The organism is Paenibacillus sp. BR2-3, from assembly GCF_046529485.1.
Lineage (GTDB): Bacteria > Bacillota > Bacilli > Paenibacillales > Paenibacillaceae > Paenibacillus_AQ.
The window spans coordinates 2385515-2410936 of sequence record NZ_CP126311.1; the positions used below are offsets into that span (position 1 = coordinate 2385515).

At 45.6% G+C, this 25422-nt stretch carries 21 protein-coding genes; 12 read left to right on the forward strand and 9 right to left on the reverse strand.

Annotation, left to right across the window (positions count from 1 at the left end; translation table 11 throughout):
- Positions 1-34 precede the first annotated feature (34 nt).
- Positions 35-1393 carry a PFL family protein gene (locus PaeBR_RS11350; protein ID WP_410514908.1) on the reverse strand — a complete coding sequence of 453 codons (1359 nt, stop codon included), beginning with the start codon at positions 1391-1393 and terminating at the stop codon, positions 35-37.
- A gap of 35 nt (positions 1394-1428) precedes the next feature.
- Positions 1429-1698 (reverse strand): ACT domain-containing protein, encoded by a 270-nt coding sequence (locus tag PaeBR_RS11355; protein WP_410514909.1) that lies wholly within the window; start codon positions 1696-1698, stop codon positions 1429-1431.
- 219 nt (positions 1699-1917) lie between these two features.
- Between PaeBR_RS11355 and PaeBR_RS11360 the strand changes: the two genes are divergently transcribed.
- The 3 genes from PaeBR_RS11360 to PaeBR_RS11370 are packed head-to-tail and all read left to right on the forward strand — an operon-like array spanning position 1918 to position 7229.
- Positions 1918-3549, forward strand: a complete 1632-nt coding sequence (locus PaeBR_RS11360) for a diguanylate cyclase (protein ID WP_410514910.1) — start codon at positions 1918-1920, stop codon at positions 3547-3549.
- A gap of 58 nt (positions 3550-3607) precedes the next feature.
- Positions 3608-3988: a response regulator transcription factor gene (locus tag PaeBR_RS11365; protein WP_410514911.1), complete on the forward strand. Its 381-nt coding sequence runs from the start codon at positions 3608-3610 to the stop codon at positions 3986-3988.
- A complete protein-coding gene (locus tag PaeBR_RS11370) occupies positions 3966-7229 on the forward strand; it encodes an ATP-binding protein (RefSeq protein WP_410514912.1) in 3264 nt (1087 codons plus the stop codon). The genes PaeBR_RS11365 and PaeBR_RS11370 overlap by 23 nt, the downstream gene beginning before the upstream one ends.
- Before the next feature lie 26 nt (positions 7230-7255).
- Here PaeBR_RS11370 and PaeBR_RS11375 read toward each other — a convergent pair whose 3' ends face one another.
- Positions 7256-7954, reverse strand: a complete 699-nt coding sequence (locus PaeBR_RS11375) for a DUF421 domain-containing protein (protein ID WP_410514913.1) — start codon at positions 7952-7954, stop codon at positions 7256-7258.
- A 370-nt stretch (positions 7955-8324) separates the two neighbouring features.
- On the opposite strand from PaeBR_RS11375, the gene PaeBR_RS11380 reads away from it, so the two are divergent.
- The 6 genes from PaeBR_RS11380 to PaeBR_RS11405 all read left to right on the forward strand — a co-directional run bounded on the left by PaeBR_RS11380 (position 8325) and on the right by PaeBR_RS11405 (position 16802).
- Positions 8325-10178: an assimilatory sulfite reductase (NADPH) flavoprotein subunit gene (locus PaeBR_RS11380; protein ID WP_410515155.1), complete on the forward strand. Its 1854-nt coding sequence runs from the start codon at positions 8325-8327 to the stop codon at positions 10176-10178.
- A gap of 45 nt (positions 10179-10223) precedes the next feature.
- Positions 10224-11948: an assimilatory sulfite reductase (NADPH) hemoprotein subunit gene (gene cysI, locus PaeBR_RS11385; protein WP_410514914.1), complete on the forward strand. Its 1725-nt coding sequence runs from the start codon at positions 10224-10226 to the stop codon at positions 11946-11948.
- 662 nt (positions 11949-12610) lie between these two features.
- Complete coding sequence (locus tag PaeBR_RS11390) at positions 12611-14044, forward strand: PAS domain S-box protein (RefSeq protein ID WP_410514915.1); 1434 nt, start codon at positions 12611-12613, stop codon at positions 14042-14044.
- A 15-nt stretch (positions 14045-14059) separates the two neighbouring features.
- Complete coding sequence (locus tag PaeBR_RS11395) at positions 14060-14452, forward strand: ATP-binding protein (protein WP_410514916.1); 393 nt, start codon at positions 14060-14062, stop codon at positions 14450-14452.
- 54 nt (positions 14453-14506) lie between these two features.
- On the forward strand, positions 14507-16525 hold the full coding sequence (locus PaeBR_RS11400) for a methyl-accepting chemotaxis protein (RefSeq protein WP_410514917.1): 2019 nt from the start codon (positions 14507-14509) through the stop codon (positions 16523-16525).
- On the forward strand, positions 16518-16802 hold the full coding sequence (locus PaeBR_RS11405) for an STAS domain-containing protein (protein WP_410514918.1): 285 nt from the start codon (positions 16518-16520) through the stop codon (positions 16800-16802). Before PaeBR_RS11400 ends, PaeBR_RS11405 begins: the two co-directional genes overlap by 8 nt.
- Before the next feature lie 54 nt (positions 16803-16856).
- On the opposite strand, the gene PaeBR_RS11410 is transcribed toward PaeBR_RS11405, so the two are convergent.
- Genes PaeBR_RS11410 through PaeBR_RS11420 form a run of 3 tightly spaced genes read right to left on the reverse strand, consistent with a single transcriptional unit; the run spans position 16857 to position 20216 of the window.
- Positions 16857-17936: a mannose-1-phosphate guanylyltransferase gene (locus PaeBR_RS11410; protein WP_410514919.1), complete on the reverse strand. Its 1080-nt coding sequence runs from the start codon at positions 17934-17936 to the stop codon at positions 16857-16859.
- Positions 17929-19035 (reverse strand): glycosyltransferase, encoded by a 1107-nt coding sequence (locus PaeBR_RS11415; RefSeq protein ID WP_410514920.1) that lies wholly within the window; start codon positions 19033-19035, stop codon positions 17929-17931. The genes PaeBR_RS11410 and PaeBR_RS11415 overlap by 8 nt, the downstream gene beginning before the upstream one ends.
- Positions 19035-20216: a glycosyltransferase family 4 protein gene (locus PaeBR_RS11420; protein WP_410514921.1), complete on the reverse strand. Its 1182-nt coding sequence runs from the start codon at positions 20214-20216 to the stop codon at positions 19035-19037. The genes PaeBR_RS11415 and PaeBR_RS11420 overlap by 1 nt, the downstream gene beginning before the upstream one ends.
- Positions 20217-20429: 213 nt before the next feature.
- Here PaeBR_RS11420 and PaeBR_RS11425 point away from each other — a divergent pair, with 213 nt between their 5' ends.
- The 3 genes from PaeBR_RS11425 to PaeBR_RS11435 all read left to right on the forward strand — a co-directional run bounded on the left by PaeBR_RS11425 (position 20430) and on the right by PaeBR_RS11435 (position 22317).
- A complete protein-coding gene (locus PaeBR_RS11425; RefSeq protein ID WP_410514922.1) occupies positions 20430-20669 on the forward strand; it encodes a helix-turn-helix domain-containing protein in 240 nt (79 codons plus the stop codon).
- 27 nt (positions 20670-20696) lie between these two features.
- Positions 20697-21641, forward strand: coding sequence for a DUF1861 family protein (locus PaeBR_RS11430; RefSeq protein ID WP_410514923.1), 945 nt, complete (start codon positions 20697-20699; stop codon positions 21639-21641).
- Between the two features lie 88 nt (positions 21642-21729).
- Complete coding sequence (locus PaeBR_RS11435) at positions 21730-22317, forward strand: 50S ribosomal protein L25 (RefSeq protein ID WP_410514924.1); 588 nt, start codon at positions 21730-21732, stop codon at positions 22315-22317.
- Positions 22318-22444: 127 nt separating this feature from the next.
- On the opposite strand, the gene PaeBR_RS11440 is transcribed toward PaeBR_RS11435, so the two are convergent.
- The 3 genes from PaeBR_RS11440 to PaeBR_RS11450 form a co-directional block, all read right to left on the reverse strand.
- A complete protein-coding gene (locus PaeBR_RS11440) occupies positions 22445-23200 on the reverse strand; it encodes a YdcF family protein (protein WP_410514925.1) in 756 nt (251 codons plus the stop codon).
- Between the two features lie 58 nt (positions 23201-23258).
- A complete protein-coding gene (locus PaeBR_RS11445; protein ID WP_410514926.1) occupies positions 23259-23663 on the reverse strand; it encodes a CBS domain-containing protein in 405 nt (134 codons plus the stop codon).
- A gap of 189 nt (positions 23664-23852) precedes the next feature.
- Complete coding sequence (locus PaeBR_RS11450; protein WP_410514927.1) at positions 23853-25418, reverse strand: alpha-amylase family glycosyl hydrolase; 1566 nt, start codon at positions 25416-25418, stop codon at positions 23853-23855.
- Between the last annotated feature and the right edge of the window lie 4 nt (positions 25419-25422).

The following is a 25422-nucleotide window of genomic DNA, read 5'->3' on the forward strand; positions in this document are numbered from 1 at the left end:
GGCCTTTGGAACACTCTCTTTTTCGTCTAGCGGTCTAATTCTTGAAGCTGTGGATCGGAGCAGGGATGCGTCCGCCTCTATTGACAAAGTTAGCGCAATTGAAAGAATTGACCGCCATTACCGGAGCATAACCGAGCAATCCGCCGAATTCGACCATTTCGCCCACTTCCTTGCCTATGACCGGTATTACGCGGACAGCCGTCGTTTTGTTGTTGACCATTCCGATAGCCGCTTCATCCGCAATGATGCCGGAGATCGTCTCCTTGGTGGTTGAACCAGGGATAGCAATCATGTCCAGGCCTACAGAACAGACACATGTCATGGCTTCGAGCTTCTCGAGCGTCAGCGCACCGCGCTGAACAGCCTGGATCATTCCGTGGTCCTCACTGACCGGGATGAAGGCCCCGCTGAGTCCGCCGACATAGGAGGAGGCCATCACGCCGCCTTTTTTCACATTGTCGTTCAGGATCGCCAGGGCAGCGGTTGTACCGGGCGCACCGGCTTCTTCAAGGCCCATTACCTGAAAAATTTCAGCAATGGAATCACCGATTAACGGAGTTGGGGCCAGGGAGAGATCAATAATTCCGAAGGGAACGTTCATCCGCTTGGAGGCTTCCTGGGCAACGAGCTGTCCCACACGGGTAACCTTGAAGGCGGTCCGTTTGATCGTCTCGCACAAGGTCTCAAAGTCCTGGCCCTTAACTTCCTCCAACGCCCGCTTGATTACACCGGGGCCGCTAACGCCCACGTTGATTACACATTCCCGCTCCCCGACACCGTGAAAAGCCCCAGCCATGAAGGGATTGTCCTCAACCGCATTGCAAAAGACCACCAGCTTGGCACAGCCGATTGAATCTCTGTCCTTGGTGCGTTCAGCGGTTTGGATGATAATGTCGCCCATCAATTTCACGGCATCCATATTAATTCCGCTCCGCGAGGAGCCTACATTAACGGAGGAGCAGACTCTTTCCGTGACGGCCAGCGCTTCAGGTATGCTTTCGATGAGAATCCGGTCGCCTTTGGTACAGCCCTTTTGTACAAGTGCGGAGAAGCCGCCGATGAAGTTAACGCCAACTTCTTTGGCTGCCTTGTCCAGTATTTCTGCAACAGGAACATAAGTATCGGTGTGCACCGCTCCGGCAGCAATACCGATAGGGGTAACAGATATCCGTTTATTGACAATGGGAACACCGAATTGCCGCTCCAGATCTTCGCCGGTTTTTACCAGCTTCTCGGCAGACCTGGTGATTTTGTCGTACACATTCTGGTTAAAGATGCGCATATCCGTGTGGGCACAATCCATGAGGCTGATGCCCATGGTGATGGTGCGCACATCCAGATTCATTTCACGGATCATTTTATTGGTTTCCTGTACTTCCACAAGTGAAATCATCGAAGTCCTCCTCAAGGTTTCGCACGTAAGCGGATCTAAATCCGGTGCATAATATTGAATATATCCTCATGCTGCAGTTTGATCTCAACGCCAATGGCCTCGCCCACATGCTGCAAATCTTCGACAATGGTCTCAAAAGGCCGGGTTGAGCCGGAAATATCAACAATCATCATCATATTAAAATAGTCCTGCACGATCGTTTGGGAAATATCCAAAATGTTCACCTGATGCTCGGCAAGATATGTACATACCTTGGCGATGATACCCACCTTGTCTTTCCCTAACACAGTAATGATCCCCTTCAATGAAAAATCCTCCCTTGTATATCTTCTATTATCCGTTTCAGGTACGGAATTAACCATTTCAACTATTATTGCAAATGATGAAACAAGCTACAACCAAAGTTTTTTTGTCAGTATGATCACAATTTTGAACATGCTGTCGTTTTTTGAAGAATTCCAATTGACAATTTATTAAAAACATGATTATCTAAAGGGTTTATATGATGGTCCGGAGGAGCGGTTATGACAATACGGAAATATAAAGATCTGGTTGAACGGCGAACCAAGCAAACCCTGCAGGAGTGGTCGGAGCAGTCTGTAGTAAAGGAAAAAGACATTTATCGTTTTCTGCACAATCTGAAAGGCACCGCTGGCACGGTGGGTTTGAAAGCGGTTGAAGACTTAGCCGATAGCACGATGCTGTTCTTCTCGGATAAAAGTCTGAAAGAATGGTCCGTGGAGGAGTGGGGGGATTATTTATATCCTTTCCTTACTATTTTTGACGAGTCTCACAAAGCTCTGATGATTTCGGAGAATCATCCGGGAGGGGCGGGATTCAGTTCGGCTAACCCCCAGCATGAAATCCTGGTTATTGAAGATGATGTGGAACTGGTTGCCTATTTAAAGGAATCGCTGGAGAGACAGTCCTACTTTGTCAGTATTGCTTTATCTGCTGAACGTGGTCTGAAGATTTTTTATGAAAGAAAGCCGGATCTGATTCTGCTCGATATTCTGCTGCCGGATCAGAGCGGGATTGAGGTCCTGAATCAAATTATCGGCAAGGCCAAGAAAGAGCGTATTCCGATCATTATTATTAGCGGAGAACATTCCAAAGAGATTCAAATGAATGCCTACTCTCTGGGTGTGATGGATTATGTGCCTAAGCCCATAGACATCGATCTGTTCCTGACACTAATCAGAAACCGCTTTGAGCTGAAGAATGAATGGCAGAAATCCATTATAGTAGATGAGCTGACGGGTGCCTTTAACCGCAAACATTTTAATCAAACAATGAAACAGCTGATGTCGGACTATAAGCGCACGAACCGGACCTTCTCACTAGCGATGATAGATCTGGATTATTTCAAAAAAGTTAACGATACGTACGGCCATCTGATCGGAGATGAGGTATTGCAGAGTTTTGCAGAGGAAGTGCAGAATTCGATACGCGCAGAAGATTCCTTTTGCCGCTATGGGGGAGAGGAATTTGCCCTTTTCTTGCCCAATACATATGCAGCTTCTGCACTGATGGTTATTCAGCGTATTCAGGAACGGTTTTCTTCCAGAGAATTTTATGCTAAAAATGAAACTTTTCATGTGACTTTTTCATGCGGGATTGCAGAAATAACAAATCCTGAAGAGGATGCCAATAATCTGGTATGGGAAGCGGATCAGGCGCTCTATGCCAGCAAGCACAACGGAAGAAATCTGACGACCCTGTATAACGATCATTTGTCTGCCAACAAAACAGAGTCAATTCTAAATGTGATTATAGTGGATGATGATCCGCTGATCCGCAGAATCGTGACCAGTCACTTCTCAGCATGGGTGCCGGCTAATAAATCAAGGGTGAATACAAGCAGTTATTCGAACGGCCTGGATTTCCTGCATTCGGATTGGTATTCCGTAAACGAGAAATATATTATCCTGCTGGATGGTGTGATGCCGGATCTGGATGGCATTGAAGTTCTGGAACGAATCCGCGATAAGTATCCGGCTGTAAATATATTGGTAATCATGCTGACAGGGAGAAAGAATCAGGCGGATATTGTCTACGCATTGCAAACGGGCGCAGATGATTATGTGATTAAACCTTTTCATATGAAGGAGCTTTTGTTAAGAATTGAGCGGCTGGCTCTCAGGTTTCTGTTCTAGGTGATAAAAAGGTGAGAGTAACGAAGGGGAAGTCAGGAATTAAATATCGGAGGCAGATATGCAAAAAGTACTTGTTGTAGATGATGAAGAAGTGCTGCGAATGTTAATCGTAGATACGCTTGAGGATTTGGAAGGCGTTGAAATTCATACTGCAGATCATGGAGTGGAAGCGCTCGAGAAGCTGTCAGCGGATGACTATAACCTTATGATCCTGGATTATATGATGCCTGTGATGACGGGGATTGAAGTGCTGGGCCATCTGGACGAGGCCAAGAAGAGCGCTACACCCATACTAATGCTGACTGCCAAGGCGCAGGATGTAGATCGTAACAGGGCCATTACGGCAGGAGCCCGCTATTTTATGCCAAAACCATTCAGTCCGATGGAACTCTTGCAGGTGGTGGAGGGGATTCTTAATGACCAAGGCAAAAACCTCTAATACCAGCATCAAAACACGATATTTTCGCATAATTTTAAGTATATTCTCTATCATTATATTAACGGGAACCTTCTTTTTTATTTATATAAAGACGGAGCAAAGCAAGTTAAGCCAGGAACGGGAAATTCTGCAGCACAAAGTGGACACTATAAATGAACTGGCCGGAACGTTAAATGATGTGTTCTTTCGACTTAGGGGTTACGCGGCACTTAAGAGTGAGAATGAGATGAAGCTCTTAAATTCAGCACTCCTGAAGCTTGACGGGATTCTGGATAGCTATTCCAAGCTCGATCTTTCGGTTGAAGAAGCACAGTTCAGGGATGATATAAAGACATTTTATGTTCAATACAAGACAAAAACGGTTCCGGCGGTCATACGTTTTGTGGATAATGATAATTATGAGGGCTTGAGAGCCTTATCCCAGGATGGCAGCACCAAGGCTGTAAATGATTTTCTGGCCTATACCATTGAATTCAAGAAGAAGTCTGATCATGAATTGAATATGATGGCTCTGGATTCCATTAATCAGTCTAACAATTCCACAATAGCGGCGTTCATGTTCAGTTCTATTGTTTTGCTGATCCTTACGTTAATCATTTGGAGGATTCTGAAAAATCTGATAGATCCGATTCTGAGGCTCGAAGGGGCAACCCACTCTCTGGCAGCTGGAAAAGAGATTCTGTTAAGTCAGCTTCATAGTCAGGATGAAATCGGGCGGCTTCATGATGCTTTCCTCGATATGGCCAGAAGTATCCAGGATAAAGAGGAAGAGCTTATGATGCAGAATGAAGAGCTTCAGGCCCAGCAGGATGAACTTCATGCCCAGCAAACCAAGCTGAAGCGCACTTTAAGTGAAATTGAAAGTATGATGAAAGCTCTGGATCAATCCTGTGCGGTAGGGATACTTACCAGTAAGGGTGTCTTTACCTATGCTAATGATAATCTGAGCGAGTATACACGGTATAAGAATTCAGAAATTATCGGATATACCTACAAATTGTTTGAAATGAATAATATCTCCCCTGAACAACTGCAGCAGATTTTCCGCAAATTAAGCTATGGCGGGGTATGGAGCAATGAAGTGCAGATTCTTGCCAAAGACGGATTAACGATCTGGCTTCATTTAACGATTGTGCCTTACTTAAATGATGATGGTGATGTGTATCAATATATTCTCATTGCGAATGACATTACTTCGATGAAAAGTGTCCAGCAGGAACTGGCGGATACGCTCAGAAATACGGAACAAACCAAAATCATGCTGGAGCTCAACAATCAGTTAAACCACGACATTACATACACACTGGATAAACAGGAGTTTGCGGATAAGTTTATTCATTTCATGAACCGTTTGTATTCATTTGACTCCAGTTTCTTCCTGCTTGTCAAAGACAAAGTTTCAGCAGTCAAAGGTATTCCGCAGGAATGTGTTGACCGTTATCTCGATAATGACAGCAATGAAATGTTATACCGCCTGCAATCGGAAAAATCATACCTTATCAAGCGGCCAGCAACTCTGGCAGAACAGGGGATTTCTGCCGATGAAGTGTTCTGTTACGATTTCTATACTACCGTTATGGATGCCGAGGATGAGATTCTGGCTGTATTCTGCGGAAGCCGGACCGGAAATCCTTTCCGTAAAGAGGAAATTAACGAGATCCAAGGCGTAATGAATCGGGTAGCCCTCGCGATTGAACGGCTGTTTATGTACGAAGAAATTGAATATGGAAGAAAGCTGAACCGGGATATCGTGAATAATGTGAATGAAGGGATTCAATTCGTTCATACAGACGGTACAATTCTGCAAATCAATAAAGCCCTCTGTCAGATCTTGAATTACAGGGATTGGATCGAAGGAGATTCCATACCAAAAGACCAATGGCTGGATCACTTTATAGAAGCTTCCAACGAATCACAGGAGCTCCAGTTATTTTACCTGAAAGCTATGTCTGAGCATTCCGTGGATTCCTGCAGCATGCAGTATTCCATCGGTATGGACTCCGTGAAACATATTGACGTATACGCCATTCCGGTTTTCCGCCGTGATATGCGTATCGGTACTTTATTCGTGCACAGAGACATCACCAGGGAGTATGAGCTTGATTTAATGAAGTCAGAGCTGGTAAGTACGGTTAGCCATGAGCTTAGAACACCGTTATCCAGTGTGCTTGGTTTCACGGAGCTCCTGTTGTCCAAAACCATGAAGCCGGAGAAGCAATTGAAATATCTGGAGACCATCCATAAGGAAGCCCAAAGATTAACCGACCTTATCAATGATTTCCTGGATCTGCAAAGGATGGAGTCGGGTAAACAGCAGTATATAACAGAGCATCTTAATCTAAGTGAAGTCGTGATGGAGGTAATCGATCAGTATAAGCTGAGCACTTCACATCATTTACTTCTGGTAGATGAAGCCTATAATTCTGAAGTGGATGTGGATAAGGATAAAATCGTTCAGGTTATGACAAACCTGCTAAGTAACGCAACAAAGTTCTCGCCTGACGAGAATGAAATCAGGGTGCTTTTGCATAATGAACCAGGTCGTATTGTTGTGCGGATTCAGGACAAGGGACTGGGAATTCCCAAAGATCAAATCGGTCACCTGTTTCAAAAATTCAGAAGAATTGACAACAGTGCTTCCAAAAGAATCGGCGGAACAGGTCTGGGGCTGGCGATCTGCAAGGAGATTATTGAAAAGCAGAAGGGCAGCATAGGTATTGATTCGGTTGAAGGAGAGGGTACCACAGTCTGGTTCAGTATCCCGATCCTTCATGCTGAGACAAGCCGTCAGGATGAAGAATTGAATAAAACGAGTGGGGATAAAGAAATCAGGCCAAATGTCATGATCGTTGAAGATGACTATAGTCTTTCGTTGCTTTTATCGGAAGAACTGAAAGGCAAGGGCTTCAGAGTTACCCATCATTACCATCCTGTACAAGCCTTCGATCAAGCCTTGAAAACTCCATTTGTGGCGATAGTGGTGGATTTGATGCTTGGCGAAGAGCTGGATGGCTGGGATTTGATCAGAATGCTGAAGAATGATTCGAGAACGGAGACCATTCCGATTGTCATTTCATCAGCACTGGACAAGTCAGATAAAAACCTGATGAATAATCTGGTTCAGAAATATCTAACCAAACCCTATCCACCAGGTGAGCTATCCATTACGCTTGAGGAGATTGTAAAGATCAGGCAGGGGACTGGTGAGGTGCTGTTTCCGGATTCCAGTCAGGCAATATAGTTCACAATTAATAAAACAAGCCTTATTTATCGGGCTTGTTTTTTTGGGATAACACCCGGGACAATATCAATCTCACCTTCTTCATTGATTTCGGCATAAGCTACGGATTGGATATCCGGCCAGCCTCTTTCTTGAAGCTCGCGGAGGAGCCAGTCCTCATCTTTACCGATGCTCTCAAGAGTTTTCCGCTGCAGAGTCCCGGTTTCAATTATACATTGGGGCAGCTTGATTTCCTGGGCAGGCAAATCCATATCTTGACGGGTTACCGTTTCAAATGGTGATTTTTTCAGAATACTTAGTGAGCCGTTTGTTTCATAAATGGCGTAAGCTACCTCGCTTATTGAAAAGGTGTCCTTCGCTCTAAGCATCATTCGCAGCTGGTCGAAATCCAGATTGTTTTTTTGGAGTTTAACCAGATCGATGCGGCCATCGTGAATAAGGATTTCCGGTGCTCCTTCCAATGGCTTCCGAAGCTTCTTGATATGCGAAGTAATCTTTTCGAAAAGGACAGATAAAACTGTCCAGACGGCCAGGGTAAACACCAGCTTCATTACGGAATGCTTTTCTTCATAAATTGTGTTCCCGACAAGGTCGCCTAATATAACAGCCGAGATAAAATCGAAGGGGGTTAAGGCGGAAATCTCTTTTTTGCCAAGCAGTCTCGTCATTGCCCATAATCCGACAAAACCTGTAGTAAGTTTGATTAATATGACTCCGAACTCCATGCAGACCCCTCCTTGGAATGGATGTATTCTAAAAAAATTAACCACATTACATTATAAACGTAACATTTTTAGAAAACGGGTTTATCATAATATCTAATTGAAGTTATCATTATTTGTAATGAAGTTGCTTAAATCGGGGTTAATGACTATGATTTAGATGGTTTTCCCGTATTTATTACATATTTATCTCTGAATATACAATTATTGAGAATGTTGTCGTCGTTGTACGTTTTCTTTAATTATGTTAGCCTGAATCCAAGCGATCTAATACTGCCCTGTCATACTCATTCGAAAAAAACTCGAAAAAGTGTGAACAGGCCCCGGATATTATATGGTAAAAAGATTTCATGTTTAGGAGAGGTGGATATTGTTGCAACTACAAGTAACGAACAGTCCCTTTAACGAGAACCAAATTGAGCTTCTCAATCGACTTCTGCCATCCTTAACGGAGACACAGCAGATATGGCTAAGCGGGTATATAACCGGTCTTCACCGGCCTGCGGCAGCGGGTAGCGGCGTATTGCAGGCTATTCCGGCAGCGGCTGAGAATGCGGGAGTCCTAACTGCCGACAGCCAGCCTGCAGCTTCCCGGGAGGTGACCGTGTTGTTCGGTTCCCAGACCGGTAACTGCCAGAGATTGGCTGGAACCTTGTCTCTCAAGCTGGAGGAGCAGGGATTTCAGGTAACACTGGCTTCCATGAACAGCTTCAAGCCGAACGGGTTGAAGAAGATCGAGAATTTACTCTTATTGGTGAGCACCCACGGCGAAGGAGAACCGCCGGATAACGCCCGTTCCTTCCACGAATTTCTTTATAGCAAAAGAGCGCCGGAACTAGGGAATCTCCGATTCTCTGTACTGGCTTTGGGTGATACTTCTTACGAGTTCTTCTGTCAAACCGGCAAAGATTTTGATCAGCGTCTGGAGGAGCTCGGCGGTCAGCGGCTAAGTCCGCGTGTGGACTGCGACCTGGATTATAACGAGCCGGTAGCGCAATGGTTCGAGAGTGTACTTGGCGCTTTAAATGGACGTTCCGATGCTCATGTTATCGCGTCAGAAGTTGTCCAAGCGGCGGAAGCAGCGGAGTCCATGGAATCCCCATATTCGCGTAATAATCCCTTTAAGGCCGAGGTGCTGGAGAATTTGAACCTGAACGGCCGTGGCTCCGATCGTGAAACCCGTCATCTGGAGCTGTCTCTTGAGGGTTCAAATCTTCAATTTGAACCTGGTGATTTGCTGGGGGTATACCCGGAGAATCATCCTGAATTGGTGAATTCCATTATCGAGGCCTTGGGCTACAATCCTGATGAGATTGTTCCTGTGAACAAGAAGGGTGAAGAGGGTACCTTACGCGAGGCGCTGCTCAAACATTATGAAATCACCGCTTTGTCTAAAGCGGTGATGAAGCAGGCGGGACAGATATCCTCTGCAAGCGGGCTCCACGAGCTGCTCGCGTCAGGCCATGAGCAAGAGCTTAAAGAGTATATCCGGGGACGCGATCTTCTGGATCTGGTGCAGGATTTCTCGCCTTGGGAAGTTTCGGCCAGCACTTTTGTAGGCATTCTACGGAAGCTGCCTGCGCGTCTCTATTCCATAGCAAGCAGCTATAAGGCTAACCCGGATGAAGTTCATTTGACTGTAAGAGCTGTGCGATACCATGCTCACGGCCGGGAACGGTATGGCGTATGCTCGATTTATTGTGCGGAACGAGTGCAGCCGGGCGACACATTGCCGATCTACATCCAGCACAATCAGAATTTCAAGCTTCCGTCCAATCCGGACGTTCCGGTCATTATGATCGGGCCAGGCACAGGGGTAGCTCCTTTCCGCTCTTTCCTGGAGGAGCGTGAAGAACTGGGTGCGCAAGGAAAAACGTGGCTATTCTTCGGGGACAGACATTTTGTGACCGATTTTCTATATCAGAAGGAATGGCAGAGAATGCTTAAAGACGGCGTTCTGACGAAGCTGGATGTTGCTTTTTCCCGTGATGCGGATGAGAAGGTATATGTACAGCATCGCATCCTGGAGAAAAGCCGTGAGTTGTATGAGTGGCTGCAGGAAGGCGCCCATATCTATATTTGCGGCGACAAGAAGAATATGGCACATGACGTTCATGCCGCTCTGGTGACAGTCATCCAGCAGGAAGGCGGCATAAGTCCGGAAGAGGCGGAAGCTTATCTGGAGAATATGCAGCAGCAGCAGCGCTATCAGCGTGACGTGTATTAATCATAGTAGAGAGCAATTGAAGACTACCGGGAGGAGATAGCAACAATGGCTAATAATGAATTGGTTAAGCCCATAGGCGGGCCGCCAAGTGATGTGGAACATATAAAGATAGAGAGCAATTACTTGCGGGGAGCCCTGGTGGAGACCCTCGGCAATCCGATTACCGGTGGTCTGCCTGAAGATGATAACCGGTTGTTAAAATTTCATGGGAGCTATATGCAGGATGACCGGGATCTGCGGAATGAACGCGATCGCCAAAAGCTGGAGCCTGCTTATCAATTCATGCTCCGTGTAGTGTTACCGGGCGGTGTAGTAACACCGTCACAGTGGCTCGTTTTGGACGATCTGGCCCATAAAACGGGTAACGGTACGCTTCGCATTACCACAAGACAAGCTTTTCAAATGCACGGTGTTCTAAAGTGGAATCTAAAGAAGACCATCCGTACCATAAACGACACGCTGATGACCACACTGGCCGCTTGCGGCGACGTGAACCGTAATGTCATGAGCAACCCTAACCCGTATCAGTCAGAGGTGCATGCTGAGGTTTACGATTGGGCGCGCCGGGTAAGTGACCACTTGGCACCGCGCACCCCTGCCTACCATGAAATCTGGCTGGACGGTGAAAAGGTAGTGGACAGCTTGGCGGACGGAGCTGAGGTAGAACCTATTTACGGCCCTGTATACCTACCGCGCAAATTCAAAATCGGGATGGCAGTGCCGCCTTCTAATGATGTGGATGTCTTCTCTCAGGATCTTGGTTTTATCGCCATCGTTGAAGACGGAAAGCTGACCGGGTTTAACGTTTCGGTTGGCGGCGGTATGGGGATGACTCACGGGGATACAAGCACTTATCCCCAATTGGGACGTGTGATTGGCTTCTGCCGTCCGGAGCAGCTGATCGATGTGGCGGAGAAGACAGTCACGATCCAACGGGACTACGGCAACCGCTCCGTTCGCAAGAATGCGAGGTTCAAGTATACGATTGACCGGCATGGCATCGAATGGTTCGTAAGTGAGCTGCATGAAAGACTGGGTTGGCAGCTTGAGGCGGCGCGCGCCTATCACTTCGAACATAATGGAGAGCGCTATGGCTGGGTGAAGGGGACCAACGGCAAATGGAATTTATCGCTCTACATTCAGAGTGGACGAATTCATGACCAAGAGGATAACCCTATGATGACCGGTCTGCGGGAAATTGCCAAGATCCACACCGGCGATTTCAGGCTTACACCGAATCAGAATCTGATCATTGCCAACGTAACCACTGCCCAAAAACGGAAGATTACTGAATTGGCAGGTCGATATGGACTCACTGACGGTGCCCACCATTCCGCCTTGCGCAGAAGCGCACTGTCCTGTGTGGCTTTTCCAACCTGCGGGCTGGCGATGGCTGAAGCTGAACGTTATCTGCCATCCCTGCTGGATAAGCTGGAGCTTATTCTGGATGAGGCGGGTCTTCGTGATGAGGAGATCGTCATTCGGATGACGGGATGCCCTAACGGATGCGCAAGACCGGCGCTAGGCGAAATCTCGTTTATCGGCAAAGCGCTCGGCAAATATAATATGTATTTGGGGGCAGGGTTTGCCGGTGACAGATTGAACAAGATCTACAAGGAAAATATCGACGAGAAGGAAATTCTCGAGACTTTGGAGCCTATTATCCACAGGTTTGCGAAAGAACGCAACTCCGGAGAGCATTTTGGTGACTTTGTCATCCGCGCCGGATATGTGAAGGCCGTTACCTCCGGTCTTAACTTTCATGACTGATCGATAAAAGCAGTAAGCAGTTAAGGGGGTGTCCCAAAAGCCATGTAAATGGCTAGGGACACCCCCGTTGTTTTTGGAGTAAGATTACGGTCGTGGTTTATTGTGGACGCTCCGCGAACGGACCGTTGCGTAAGTCGCTGTGGTCGTAAGAATTTTATTTATTTTCCTTAACGGTAATAATCCGGAGACAGCATTATGCTTTCGAAGAGAGCTTTCCTTCGGAAAGCTTTTGGGCGACCGCTGCCGCTTTTCCGCAATCGTTCCGTCCTCTCCGCTGCTTTCCAGCAGAACCATTCTTAAAATCTCTCTAAAAACAGCAAAAAGAAACCTCTCTTTGGTAAAATGGAAATGCGACCAACCATTTCAAAAGGAGAGGTTTCTTTGTACATTCAATAACCTGGACCAACTTTGCTTACCAATAGATTTAGAGGAAGATATCCCATCACATCACATCACCTCGCTCGTGTCGTCAATACAGCCATCAATCGGTTGGACGACCAGAATACCTTCCTATATCTTATTCCAATGCAAAAGGTGCCCCTAAAGTGAACTTAATGAAAAAAACACTTATTATCTGTCTTATTATGTCGAACGTCACAGCTTTATGATCCTATTTCAGTGATATAATTAAAAAACTGGAATTGATTGTGAGGATTATTATAATGAAAACTGATGTAAATTGTAAGAATCTGCTCCACTCTCCCACCCCTAATCAATGCATGGAGCATTATGGGTGTATCTATGAGAATAATCATCTGGTCACATTGCTTGTTAATCCTGCTGATGGAAGCATTGCAGATGCCAATAGGGCAGCATGTTCCTTTTATGGTTACACACCCAAACAATTCAGGGGGCTGCTCATTGCCGATTTGAACATGGAGAACACTGCTCAGCTTGATGGGTTTGTTAACAAAGCTTTACCCGATGGCAAGTACCAAGGGAACAAGATCATTTTTGAAAAACACAGGTTAGCCAACGGCGGTATCATTGATGTAGAAATACATACCGGTCTGATTACTATGCTTGGGAAGAAATGCATCTATTCCGTCATTCATGATATCACTGAGAGAGTTAGGTCAGAGCAAAGACTTAGGGAAAGTGAGGAGAGGTACAGGGATCTGGTGGAGCTTTGTCCGGAGGCAATACTGGTCTACAGCAGCGGCACTATATTGTTTGCTAATAAACAAGCGGAAAAGCTGTTCGGGATGGCTAAGGAGAAGCTGACCGGCCGAAGTATCGATGCTTTTTTCCATGAAGAATACATAAGCAGTACTGAATACATAAAATTTAAAACGACAGAATCTGCAAAAGAAGGCTTTCGCATAGAGCAGCGTTATATCAGATATGATGACCGTATTTTTGATTTGGAGATATCCGGAGTGCCGATTGTGTACCAGGAGGTAAAGGCAATACAGTTGGTGTTAAGGGATATTACAGAAAGCAAGAAAGAGATCGCCCGGGCTGTGCGGTTTCAAGAGCATCGCCATGCCGTAATGTTCCCTCTGGAGACAAGGGCGGACTTACAAAAGCTATATGTTCCTGCCTCCACGCTCAGTGGAGATTTCTTCATATTTCACAAGATAAATGAGGAGCAGGTTATTGGGATTATCGGTGATGTGACAGGAAAAGGGATAACGGCAGCGCTTAACATCACCGCTGTGCGGGTTCTTTTCTCGGAGAGTCTGCTGGTTACGCATGAGCCTGTTGAAGTTCTACACGATTTGAATGACAAGGTTCTGCAGCATCTGGTCGAGGATTATATCTCTGTTTGCTGCTTTCATCTGGATTTCAGAGCAGGAAGGCTTAAGGCGGCCGGAGCCGGTATCAATGAGTTCATGTTTATGCCCAAGGATAATCCCTGCGAGAAAATGACTGTTAGAGGTGCTCCGATCGGAATGTTCAGCAATAGTGAATTTGATCAAGTGGATATTTCCTTTCAATCGGGAGACAGATTCTGCTTTTACAGTGACGGTGTGGATTTATTGGTGGAGGACGGCGAGCCTGAGCTGTATTGTGATTATGAGTATTTACAGCAAAGGATCACAAGTACATCGCTGCAGGACGATTGCACATGGCTCAGTCTGTATATAAGGTGAAGCAAGGAGGGGAATATGGAGTCTATTCATAAGGAAGTGTCGCTCTACGGTATAGAGCATCATCAGGGTGTCATCGATACAATCATCCGGGAGCTCAGAATCGAAGCATGCGCCTTTGATGTCAAATTAATATTGGTGGAGGCTGTAATGAACGCCCATTATCACGGGAATCAGTCTGACTCTGCCAAGCCGATTATGATCAGATATTCGGTTAGAAACCGGTGTTTGAATATTCAGGTGGAGGATTGCGGAGAGGGGTTCAAGCAGTTGATCTTTCCGGATGAAATCAAGAATGAACATTTACTCGATGAAGGAGGGAGGGGGTTATATTTGATCCGGTGTTTATCGGATAACGTAAAAATGATCCAAAATACAATACATATCAATAAAACATTAACCTATCCATAATTATTAACATCAGAGAGAGTTGCTTTGAGTGGGTATCAGAGAGGAACATTCACTATGAAGTTAAGTTTAAAGGTTAAAATTAGTATATTTTTGCTTTTGATGATAAGCATTCCCTTATCCATATCGGGTCTAATCTCCTACAATCTGGCATCACAATCGTTACAGACGACGATAGAAGAACAGCTGAGCAATACTACGGCTGCTGCGGCAGAATCGATTGATGTCGCTTTGGAGTCCTCCAGTCATTATCTGCAAATTGCGAGCAAGAATGAGACACTGGCAGAGCTTACTGCTAATCCTGAGAATGAGACTTTAATGAAAAGCGCTTATCAATATATTTCCGGCTTTCAAAAAGATAATGCGGCCCAATTTGAAACGATCATTATTGCAGATACGGAAGGGAAAGCACTTCTAACGAACCAATCCGAATCTCCTGATATGAATGTGAAGGACAGGGAGTATTTTCAAACCGCCCTTACAGGGAAGGAATCGACAAGTGAAGTTATTATTTCGAGAGTTACTAATAAGCCTATCGTAGCAATCGCACATCCTCTAGGCAGCAATGGGGAAACAACGGGGGTGCTGATCGGTACCATTGTCTTTGACAGCATATCCAATGCTGCAGCAAAGGTTAAGGTTGGAGAAACCGGTTACGCGTATATGATTGACCGTAAAGGGCTTATTGTCTCCCATCCTGTTAAGGAGAAGATTCTTAAGGATAACCTAGATGGCAACAGCAATAAGGAATTGAATAATTTGGTGCAAGAAATGAAGGCCGGAAAGACCTCCCACGGGTTTTATACCTATGAAGGCCAATATAAATTTGTGTCATTTCAACCGGCGGGCAACTGGGTTGTAGCGACTACAGCGAATTATAAGGAATACATGACGCCAGCAACGGAAATCCGCAACAAAACCATACTGGTTACAGCCATCTTTATCCTGGTTGCTCTGCTTATAGGTTACTTATTTACAAAACGGAGTATAATCAATCCTGTTCAGAAGCTGAAGAAAGCAATGGCTTTAGCCGGAGAGGGGGACATGACCGTACACACTTCCATCCAAACGGGTGATGAGCTTCAGGAATTGAGTGAGTCCTTTAATATGATGATCAACAAGCAGGGAGCCGTAATTGAAAAAATTAGGGTGAACTCCGAGTTGTTAACCTCCATGTCTCAAGAAATGGCTGCATCTTCGGAGCAAATCAGTGCCTCCATCCAGGAAATAAGCTCCAGCACCGAGGAAATAGCTACAGGTGCGGAGAATAATAATCAGTCGGTAGTAAATGCCTCCCAGGTATTGGTGCAGCTGTCCAGTCTTGTTCAACTGGCACAAAATAAAGCGGCTGCTACTCACTCCAATGCAAATGTGACTAATCAGGCGGCACAGTCCGGCAGAACCAGAGTCATAAATACGGTTAAAGCCATGGATACCATTAGCAGCAGCACTAACGAGACAGAGAGCTTGCTGGAATCGGTTAATGAAATGTCCGATAAGGTCTCTACGATTATTGGAACGATTAATGCGCTTGCCCGGCAAACGAATCTGCTTGCACTGAATGCTGCGATTGAAGCAGCCAGAGCCGGGGAGCATGGCCGGGGTTTCAGCGTAGTGGCAGGTGAGGTCCGTAAGCTTTCAGATGAATCCCATTTCCGGGCCAATGAAATATCCGAATTGGTTCAGAGTATGATTTCCAAAATCGAGCTGGCGGTTATTTCGATGAAAAGCGCGTCCGAAGCGGTAACGGAAGGCGTGAAAATTGCGCATGAAACAGACCATGCCTTTGTTCATATTATTGACGCTGTGGAAATGATAACGGAGAATGTACAGGAAATTCTGGATATCACCAAGGATGAGGTAGCAACCTCAGAACAGATTGTGAAGCTGATTGACTCCATGGGGACAACATCGGAAATAGCGGCGGTCAATAGCGAAAGTGTTTCCAGTGCGATAGAAGAGCAGGCAGCAACGGTTAACAACTTTGTGGCTTCCGCAGAGGAAGTAAGCGCTATGGCCTCCGAACTGGAAAACCTGGTGGAGAATTTTAAAATCAGAGGTGAATTACATGCGTGAGATTGTCATCAAAATGCCGGAAATATTTTCAGTAGAAGAGGCTGCCCATTTCCGGGAAACCGTTCGGGAGCATTTGAACAGTAGCCCTGATGCTGTAAGTTTTTTATTGGATTTCAGCGAGTGCAGCTTTATCGACAGTACAGGATTAGGTGTGATTGTAAGCTCCTACAAGAAGAGTGTTGAAGGTGGCGGCGGCATAAAGCTGAAATCCTTGAACGCTAACGTGCGAAAGGTTTTTGAATTGACAAGATTGACTAATGTTTTTGAAATGCTTTAGGAAAACCTAAAGAGCAATAGGATTGGGCAAACCCCCATTCTCCTATTGCTTTTTTTAAATATATTCAGTCATTCCCTTTTCCTTCAACAAGTCGACAATGTCTTTGACAGACTGCGCTTTGTCCTTGGGACAGATTAAAAGCGCATCCCCGGTGTCCGCAATGATGAAGCCATCTACGCCTATTGAAGTGATTAGTCTCCCGTTGCCATAGATGATTGAATTCCGTGTATCTATCCCAATGTGATTCGCTTTAATAATATTGCCCGATTCATCCGGGGGGAAAATAGCGCCAAGCATATCCCAGCTGCCGATATCATTCCAGCCAAATTGACCGGACAGAACAACAACTTCATCGGAGCGTTCAAGGATGCCGTAATCAATCGAAATGCTTTGGAGTGTGGGATAAATCTGATTAATAGTCTCCTCTTCGTGCTCCGTACCCAGTACATCACGGATTGGAAGCATCGACTTGTACAGCCTGGGAAGGTAACGTTTGAAATTATCAATAATTACTGAGGTTTTCCAAATGAATATCCCGCTGTTCCATAAATAATTACCTGAGGACAAATAGTCTTGCGCTTTTTGGAAGTTCGGTTTCTCTACAAATTCCGCTACATCGTATACAGCCACTGGACTAACAGCTATAGGCTCTTTATCAAAGGCTATATAGCCGTAGCCTGTTGAAGGAAAGGTAGGCTTAATTCCGATGGTTACGATTTTATCCGATTCCATTGCGACTGTACAGGCTTCATCCAGCGTTGACCGGAATTGTGCTTCATCCGTTATATGATGATCGGAAGGCAGTACGACCATTAAAGAATCGCCGTGGGATTTTTCTATGGACAACGCCGCAAAAAGTATACTTGCAGCTGTGTTTCGCGCGACCGGTTCGATCAAAATATTACCTTTTAATACACTGCTATGCATGATACTCTCCAGCAATACGGCTTGAGAACGATTTGTAACAATCACTGTATTTTCCTGAGGGATAATGCCTTTGAAGCGCTCGATGGTATCATTTAACATAATATCATTTCCGCTTATATTAAGAAGCTGCTTCGGTATCTCTTGTCTGGACAGCGGCCAAAAGCGTGTTCCGCCTCCGCCTGCAAGGATAGTGGCAAATTTATTCATGATGCATCACCAGATGGGCAATAGAGTAAGAAATAATACTTTCCGAGCCTTGATTAAGGTTCAACCCCGCGCTATGGATGCCATCATAACAAGCTCCGGTTTGGGGATCAATTAATGAGATTTTCAATGAATTATGTCCTAAATACCATTCGTAGCACAAGGCTGCTTGTTTAAGATAAGAAGGGTCATGGAGCACGATCGCGGCTTCTTTACATGCAAGAAGCATTTCACAGGCTTCAATCGGTTGTTCGTCATAGGGAGCGGTCTTTCCGTCCCGCAGCAGCCATCCATGGCTGCCAATCGGCTTATAATATCCCTCTTCGGAGAAGGTTTGGGATGCCAGGAAATCCAGGCTCTCTTTCGCCGTGTTTTTCAAACCAACGTTTTTCGAAATACGGAATGCTTTTAAAAGGGCCCATGGAAGCATTGAGTTTCCGTAAGTCATGCTGTCTTCGAACCAGTTCCAACCATTTCCTTTATTGCGGGTATATTGATTGTGCAGACGAACCGCTATTTTTTCAATCAAATCCATGATGAGTTTTTTTGGCAGAAATGCCTTCTCTTCTGCGGTACTTGGCGTGTGGGGATAGGGAAAGGAGTAAGTTAAGGCATTAGGTGTTTCGATTAGGTAACTTAAACCGATAAGGGCATACGCCCCGGCACGGGGAGAACCGAGTGCTTCGAGATGTGGTAATGCCTGATTGATTAAATAACGGCAAGTGTTGAGTAAATTATCGGGCAGGGAGGAGGAGTGGGAGAGCGCAAATCCCAGTGCCCATAATGTGCGTCCTTGACAGTCCTCAGAGCCGCTATCCTCCATAAATGAACGGTTATAATCCATAAAATTTCTGAAGTTTCCCTCTGCGTTCTGAGCATGATGGATGAAGGAGATGTAAGTATGAATCAGATCGAGTGCTGTTGAATCTTTGGTATCGTTGTACATTAATACGGCTGCAATTAATGCCCGTGCGTTATCATCAGTCGTATAGCCCTTCGAGCGATCGGGAACTCCGAACTTGGTATGCTGAAAAATCCCGGTATCATCCGTTATTCTGCGCATGTAATCGGACTTAAACTTTAATTTCGTTGGTGATTGCATTAAACCACACTCCTATTGGCAACATCTGAAGTTTTAATTTCCTCTTGGAACAACGCGGCATAGGTTTTGGCGATTTCACTCCATAACATGGTTTTTCCAAGCTCAAGTGTTCGCTGTTCCATTTCTTTGACTAGCGCAGGATGATCCAGTAACTGTAGTATACGAGCTTCCAGAGAGGCGGAATCGCGGAAGTTTGCGAGCAGACCCCTGCCCTCTGCCAGCATTTCCTCGGCATAGCGGTAAGGAGTGGAAACAATGACCCGTCCATAACCGACGCCGTAGGCCAAAGTGCCGCTAACAGCCTGATCCTTGCCTAAATAAGGAGTCATATAGATATCTGACATAACCAGGGATTGAATGACTTCCTCCTGCGTCAACAGCTTGTCAACGAAGAGCACATTATGACTCAAATCGAATTGTTTCACGAGATCGATCAGCTTTTGTCTGTATACCTCGCCTATTTCCTGTTTGACGACCGGATGTGTTTTCCCCCAAATGATATAGAGAGAATCCGGATGCTGTTTGACCACTCCGCGCATGGCCTCAATGCTATATTCAATTCCTTTACCAGGACTTAGAAAGCCAAAAGTGGATAAGATTTTCCGGTTTGCAAAGCCATATTTCTCTTTAAGCTTTGTTCTGGATTCTGTTTTGACATAAGGCACGCCATGGTGAATAAAAGCGACCTTTGCAGTGTCAATTCCATAAATAGAGATCAAATCCTTGACGGTAGACTGCGCCATCGTTACGACCTTAACGCTTAGTTGCGCAATCCGATGGATGATATGCAGCTGCTTCGCAGAAGGTTTTGTTAATACGGTATGAAAAACGACGATATAAGGAATTTGGAGTCTTTCAACAAATGGAATCAAATATTCCCCGCTTTCTCCGCCATAAATACCGAATTCATGCTGGATAACAAGAAGATTAACATTGGATTGGTTAAGATAATCAGCCGTATCTATATAATCAGACAGCTTGTGCTGGTCAATTTCTCTCATCACTTGTTCCTCATAGTGGTAAGTTTCGTTGTTGTTGACGGCAATGATCCGGGGTGTATTGAAACCTTGAAGATGTACAAATTGATCTAATAAATCCTGTGTGAACGTAGCGATACCGCACTCTCTCGGAAGACTGGTGGATAGAAAAACGATGTTTCGGTTGTTGATGATTCTTTTCATAATAAATGAGCCTCCCTATTTAATCTTGCAATTTTTGAATAAAAAAAGAAAATAAAGAGGTCTTTATTTTCTAAAAAGAAAGCGGTATTAAATTTTCTGAAAATACTAGTGATGTAAATTGTTTCCTGCGCCTACTATACCATGACCATTTTATCTTGTCAAATTATTGACTCTCCACCGTTCACCATATATATTATTAGAGGAGGTGGATGTATGCCGGTCATACGCAGCAAATTGAGTGAGGTTATGGAAAATCACGATCCAAAGTTATCTATTCGCAAGCTTGCAAAGGATGTTAATTACCACTTTGATTCTATCCGTCGTATGTATAAAGATGAGATGGTACAGTACCCCAGGGATTTGTTGCTGAAGCTTTGTCTATACTTTAATGTTCAGCCGGGGGAACTTATTAGAATCGAAGCGGATGAAGAAAGTGATTATACAAATAGATAAACCGAATAGATTATGAGGAGGAAGGCAATGACAAGGAACCCGGTAAAGACAGCAACCTGTAACCAGCTGCTGGATACCTTTTATGCCAATCTCCGAGTAGCGAAAGTGGAGAAGCTGGAATTCTCTGGTGTTGGAAAACGCGATGTATATAATATAACGGCCCCGTTTCGGTATAACGGGGAGGAAGTCATCTTGGGAAGAGTTGAGGAACGGGATAGCGAGTTCTCTCAAGTCTTCTTTTTTATATGCAATAACGAGGAGGTTTGGAGTCCCCGTGTACATACACATACCTATAACCTGCAGGATCCCTGCTGGGCTATCATCCAAGGTGAATTAATTGTTGGCGGAGTTGAAGTCATCACTGCAGCCGATCATCCCCAGAAAATTGTGTCATGGGTCACTCAATTTTATCGCGGGTTCAATATTGATTCGTTATGCCACTTTTCATCCGGTCCGGGTACGATGAAGGATATTCGTCTGATTGAGCTTACAGATGGCAGAATAGGTGTATTTACAAGGCCGCAAGGAGCAAGGGGCGGAAGAGGGCAAATCGGATTTACCATTATTCATTCGCTGGATGAGTTGAATGAGCAAACCTTCATCAATGCAGAAGTGTTTCAAGATCAATTTGTTCCCGAAGAGTGGGGCGGCGCGAATGAAGCACATTTATTGAAGAATGGCCATGTGGGCGTTCTGGGGCATATAGCCTGCCTGGATAAATTAGATATTAAGCACTATTATGCTATGGTTTTCACGGTAAATACCGAGACCTTTGAGACAACACCCATAAAAATTATTGCGGCGAGAAGTGATTTTCCAATCGGCCCCGGCAAACGTCCAGACCTGCAGGATGTTATCTTTAGTGGGGGAATTATACGGTCAGATAATGGCCGGGCAGTTCTGTCCGTTGGCGTTAGTGATGCCGAGGCTTACACCCTCGAGATTCCGGATCCCTTTCTCGAATATGAATGAGAAGCGGAGGGATATTTGACTAGATTCTATGGTCATGGTATAATCGATCTGACAAGAATTTATGGTCAAAAGAGAGCAGGAACAAACAATGAGTAAATTTATTCAATTAAACAAACGCACGGGTACAACTAATTCCCAATTGAATCAGGCAAGAAAACAAGGACGGATCCCGGCTGTGTTATATGGAATGGGTAAAGATACTTTAACGCTGGAAGTGAATGAAAAGGAAATGCTGGATGTTTTAAAAAAGAATCCACGGGCGATTCTGCAGGGTAAATTATCGGATGACAAAGAAATGCCTGTTGTTATTCAGAACATCCAAAGAGATGCTTTGTCAGGCAAACTGTTGCATATCGACTTTCACCATGTGAACATGACTAAAATCATGGACAGCAAAGTTAACGTTCATTTTGCCGGAGAAGCAATCGGCTTGAAATCCGGTGGAGTTTTGCAGGTGGAATTGTACGAAGTGGAAGTCCGTTGTATGCCTGATGTGTTGCCGTCTTCCATGGAAGTGGATATCAGCAACCTTGATGTCGGCGACCAGCTCCTTGTTTCCGACCTGATCTTCCAGGATGGAATTGAAGTGCTGACAGATCCCGGCAGCGTGATGATTCAGATCAAAACGGTGCATGATGAAACTGCAGAAGAACCGGCAACCGTAACAACGGCTTAATTTAAAATACCTAAATATAGAGTGAGGCTGCACCAGGCCATTGTCATGAGACCGGTGCAGCCTCTTTGTATTGTACGAGCAACGGGTGTTCTGTGCAGACGTTTCGAGGTTTGCCTTGTCGTGCAGATCAGAGTCCACGGAATTTTGCGGCCAGTATTCCGAGATACTCCTTCAGCGCAGTTCCGGTTAACGAAAGCCCTGCTGCTGAAGGTGTGAGCTTCGCCGCATATAAGTATTCCGGGCTGCTGGTCAGATAGTCGGTAGGGTAGGGTTGTACATGAACCCCGGCCTGCCGGAACTCCAGAACCGCCCGCGGCAGGTGGAAGGCAGACGTAATCAGAACAGGGGCCGAAAAGCCGCCGGAATTCAGGAGTGATAAAGTGTAACTGGCATTTTGTTCGGTATTCAGAGAGCGGTTCTCGATATAGATATCCTTCTCCAGAATGCCGAGCGCCAGCAGCTGTCTGCGGGAGATATCAGCCTCATTTCCGCTGTCGGGGAATACTTTCCCCCCGGAGAAGAGAATCGGAAGCCCGGTCGTTTGGTATAGTCTGGCGGCAGTAAGCAGCCGATTGGCTGCCGAGCCTGACAGATTGCCTTCGCCGTTAATATCGGGGGTTCCTTGGGTTGCTCCGCCACCGAGCACCACGATCATGTCACCCTTTAGGGTGTCTGGCTGGGCATATTGCTGTTCCAGTCTGCCAATCAGCAAACCGCCGATCCAGCTGGTTGCCGACAGATACATAATTAGCGTTACTCCCAGCAGGAACAAAGCGGGTTTGCGTTCGCGTTTCCAGAGCCATAGGGTGATTGCCAGAAGCAGAAGTATAAACAGTCCGGGAGGAAGGATAAAGCTGTATATAAACTTAATGAAATAAATCATGATAGAAACAACCGCCTTTAAAGGTTTGGCTCTATGATATCACACTTTCTACTCCCTATTAATCGGTTATATTTCTCGTATAATATTCAATAATATCTTTCCGGCGAATAATTCCGAGGAATATCCCGTCCTGATCAATCACCGGAACAAAATTCTGATCTGCTGCAAGCGTCAGCATATCCTCCATCTGCGCATTGATGGCAACGCTTTCATTATGAAAATGCTTCTGAATGTCCTGCACAGGGATTTCTCCCATATTGTCAAAAGTAAGGCCTGGTGTATTCTTCAGCTTCCATAAAAGGTCGCCTTCCGAAAGTGTCCCTACATACCGCCCTTCCTTATCGATAATGGGGATTGCCGTATAATGATGTACTTCGAGCAGCTCCATGGCTTCCTGCATGGAGAGTGAGGAAGTAATATAAGCTACCTGGTCTTTGGGTAACAAAAAAGAGGATATTTCCATAGCTTGAGTCTCCTTTACTTTGGAATTTTCTTATCTTATTCTGACTGAACATCCAATCCACTATTACTATATCTTAAATTTAGACAAATAAGAAATAAATGCACCAATGAATGGGGCTGCCATCCGTCATTTACATGACTTCACGGCAGCCCCGTATTAATGGCTACATATGGATAGGATGCAGCATGGTTATTTCAAACCGCAAGTCGTATTAGCCGGAATGGTAATTTCCAAATGACCACCGGTTTTCTTTAGTTTCACCCCATTGGAGGTGGAAAACTCAATTTTACGGCCTTTCCATTCTTCTTTGGACAATTGGAGGGTTGCCGGTTCATGGGTCAGGTTATGCAGAACGAGTATGGAGTCATCCTCGTAAGTTCTCGTGTAGCCCATAACACGGCTGTCACCGGTCTGAAATTCCTGAATGTCGCCTTTCACCAGGACCGGGTTCTCATGGCGGATGCGGATCAGGTCCCGGTAATGAGAGAGCAGGGAGTCCTTATCCTTCGTTTGCGAGTCTACAGAGACGGTGTCTGGGCCGACATTATCACGCGGGGCTTCCCAGGTCGTTTGTCCTTCTCCGCTTTCAGGGTACCACCGGAACGGCTCGCGGATATACTCATCCGGTTTCTTGCCGAGCATTCCAATTTCTTCTCCGTAATAAATGAACGGGTTACCCGGTAATGTAAACAGAATGGAAGCGGCATTTTTAGCTTTATTTACATCCCCGTTCAACCGGGTCATCGTACGTTCCTGATCGTGATTGGTCAAGAAGGGAGCATCAATCGGATTCGAGGAATAAGCCCGGTACAATTCCAGAGTTTGCGCGGCAAAAGAGGCCAGTCCGTTGTCTGCACCGTTCTGTACGGCATCCAATATCTTCTCCGAGAGGTCAAAGTTGAATGCGGAATCCAGCGGTTTATAGTATGGCGCGACTTGATTCGGCCGATCCCACACTTCTCCGACGAGATAGGCATCCGGCTTGAGTTGTTGCAGGCCTTTCTTAAACTCATCCCACCAAGCGACATTCTTATCGATATCTTCATAGATATGCATGGCCGCATCGAGGCGGAATCCGTCCGCGCCCTGGTTCAGCCAATACTTGCCTACCTTGGTCATTTCCTCACGGACCTTAGGATTCTCGAAGTTGAGATCCGGCATAAAATCAATGAAAAGGGCGTAGTAGTAGTCTCCGGAGCCGGGGTACGTTTCATACCAAACCTGTTGGCCCCATGGGCCTTTTTCATTCAGGTCGGTGTCCGCGTCAGCCCATATATAATAATCCCGGTGCGGGCTGTTCTTATCCTTTGATGCATCCTGAAACCAGGGATGCTGGTTGCTGGTATGGTTAAGGGCAAGATCAATCGTCACTTTCATCCCTCGCTTATGCGCTTCTTTCGTCAAGCGTCTGAAGTCTTCCACACTCCCATATTGTGGATCTACACTGTAAAAGTCGGTGGTATCATACTTGTGATAGCTCGGGGAAGGGCTGACAGGCATTAACCAAAGCGAATCCACTCCCAAGTCCTTCTTCGTATGAGGGTTTCCGTCATTCAGATAATCCAGTTTTTGAATAATCCCGTTCAGATCGCCATTTCCGTCTTTGTTGGAATCGTAGAAGGACCTGACATAAATTTCGTAAAATACTCCGTTGTTCGAGTCACTCTGGGGCTGAGCTCCATCTTTGGCGAGTGCGCCGGAGGCGAAGCTGAACAGCAGGGGCAGGGATAAGGCAATGGACGTAATTTTTTTCATAAAG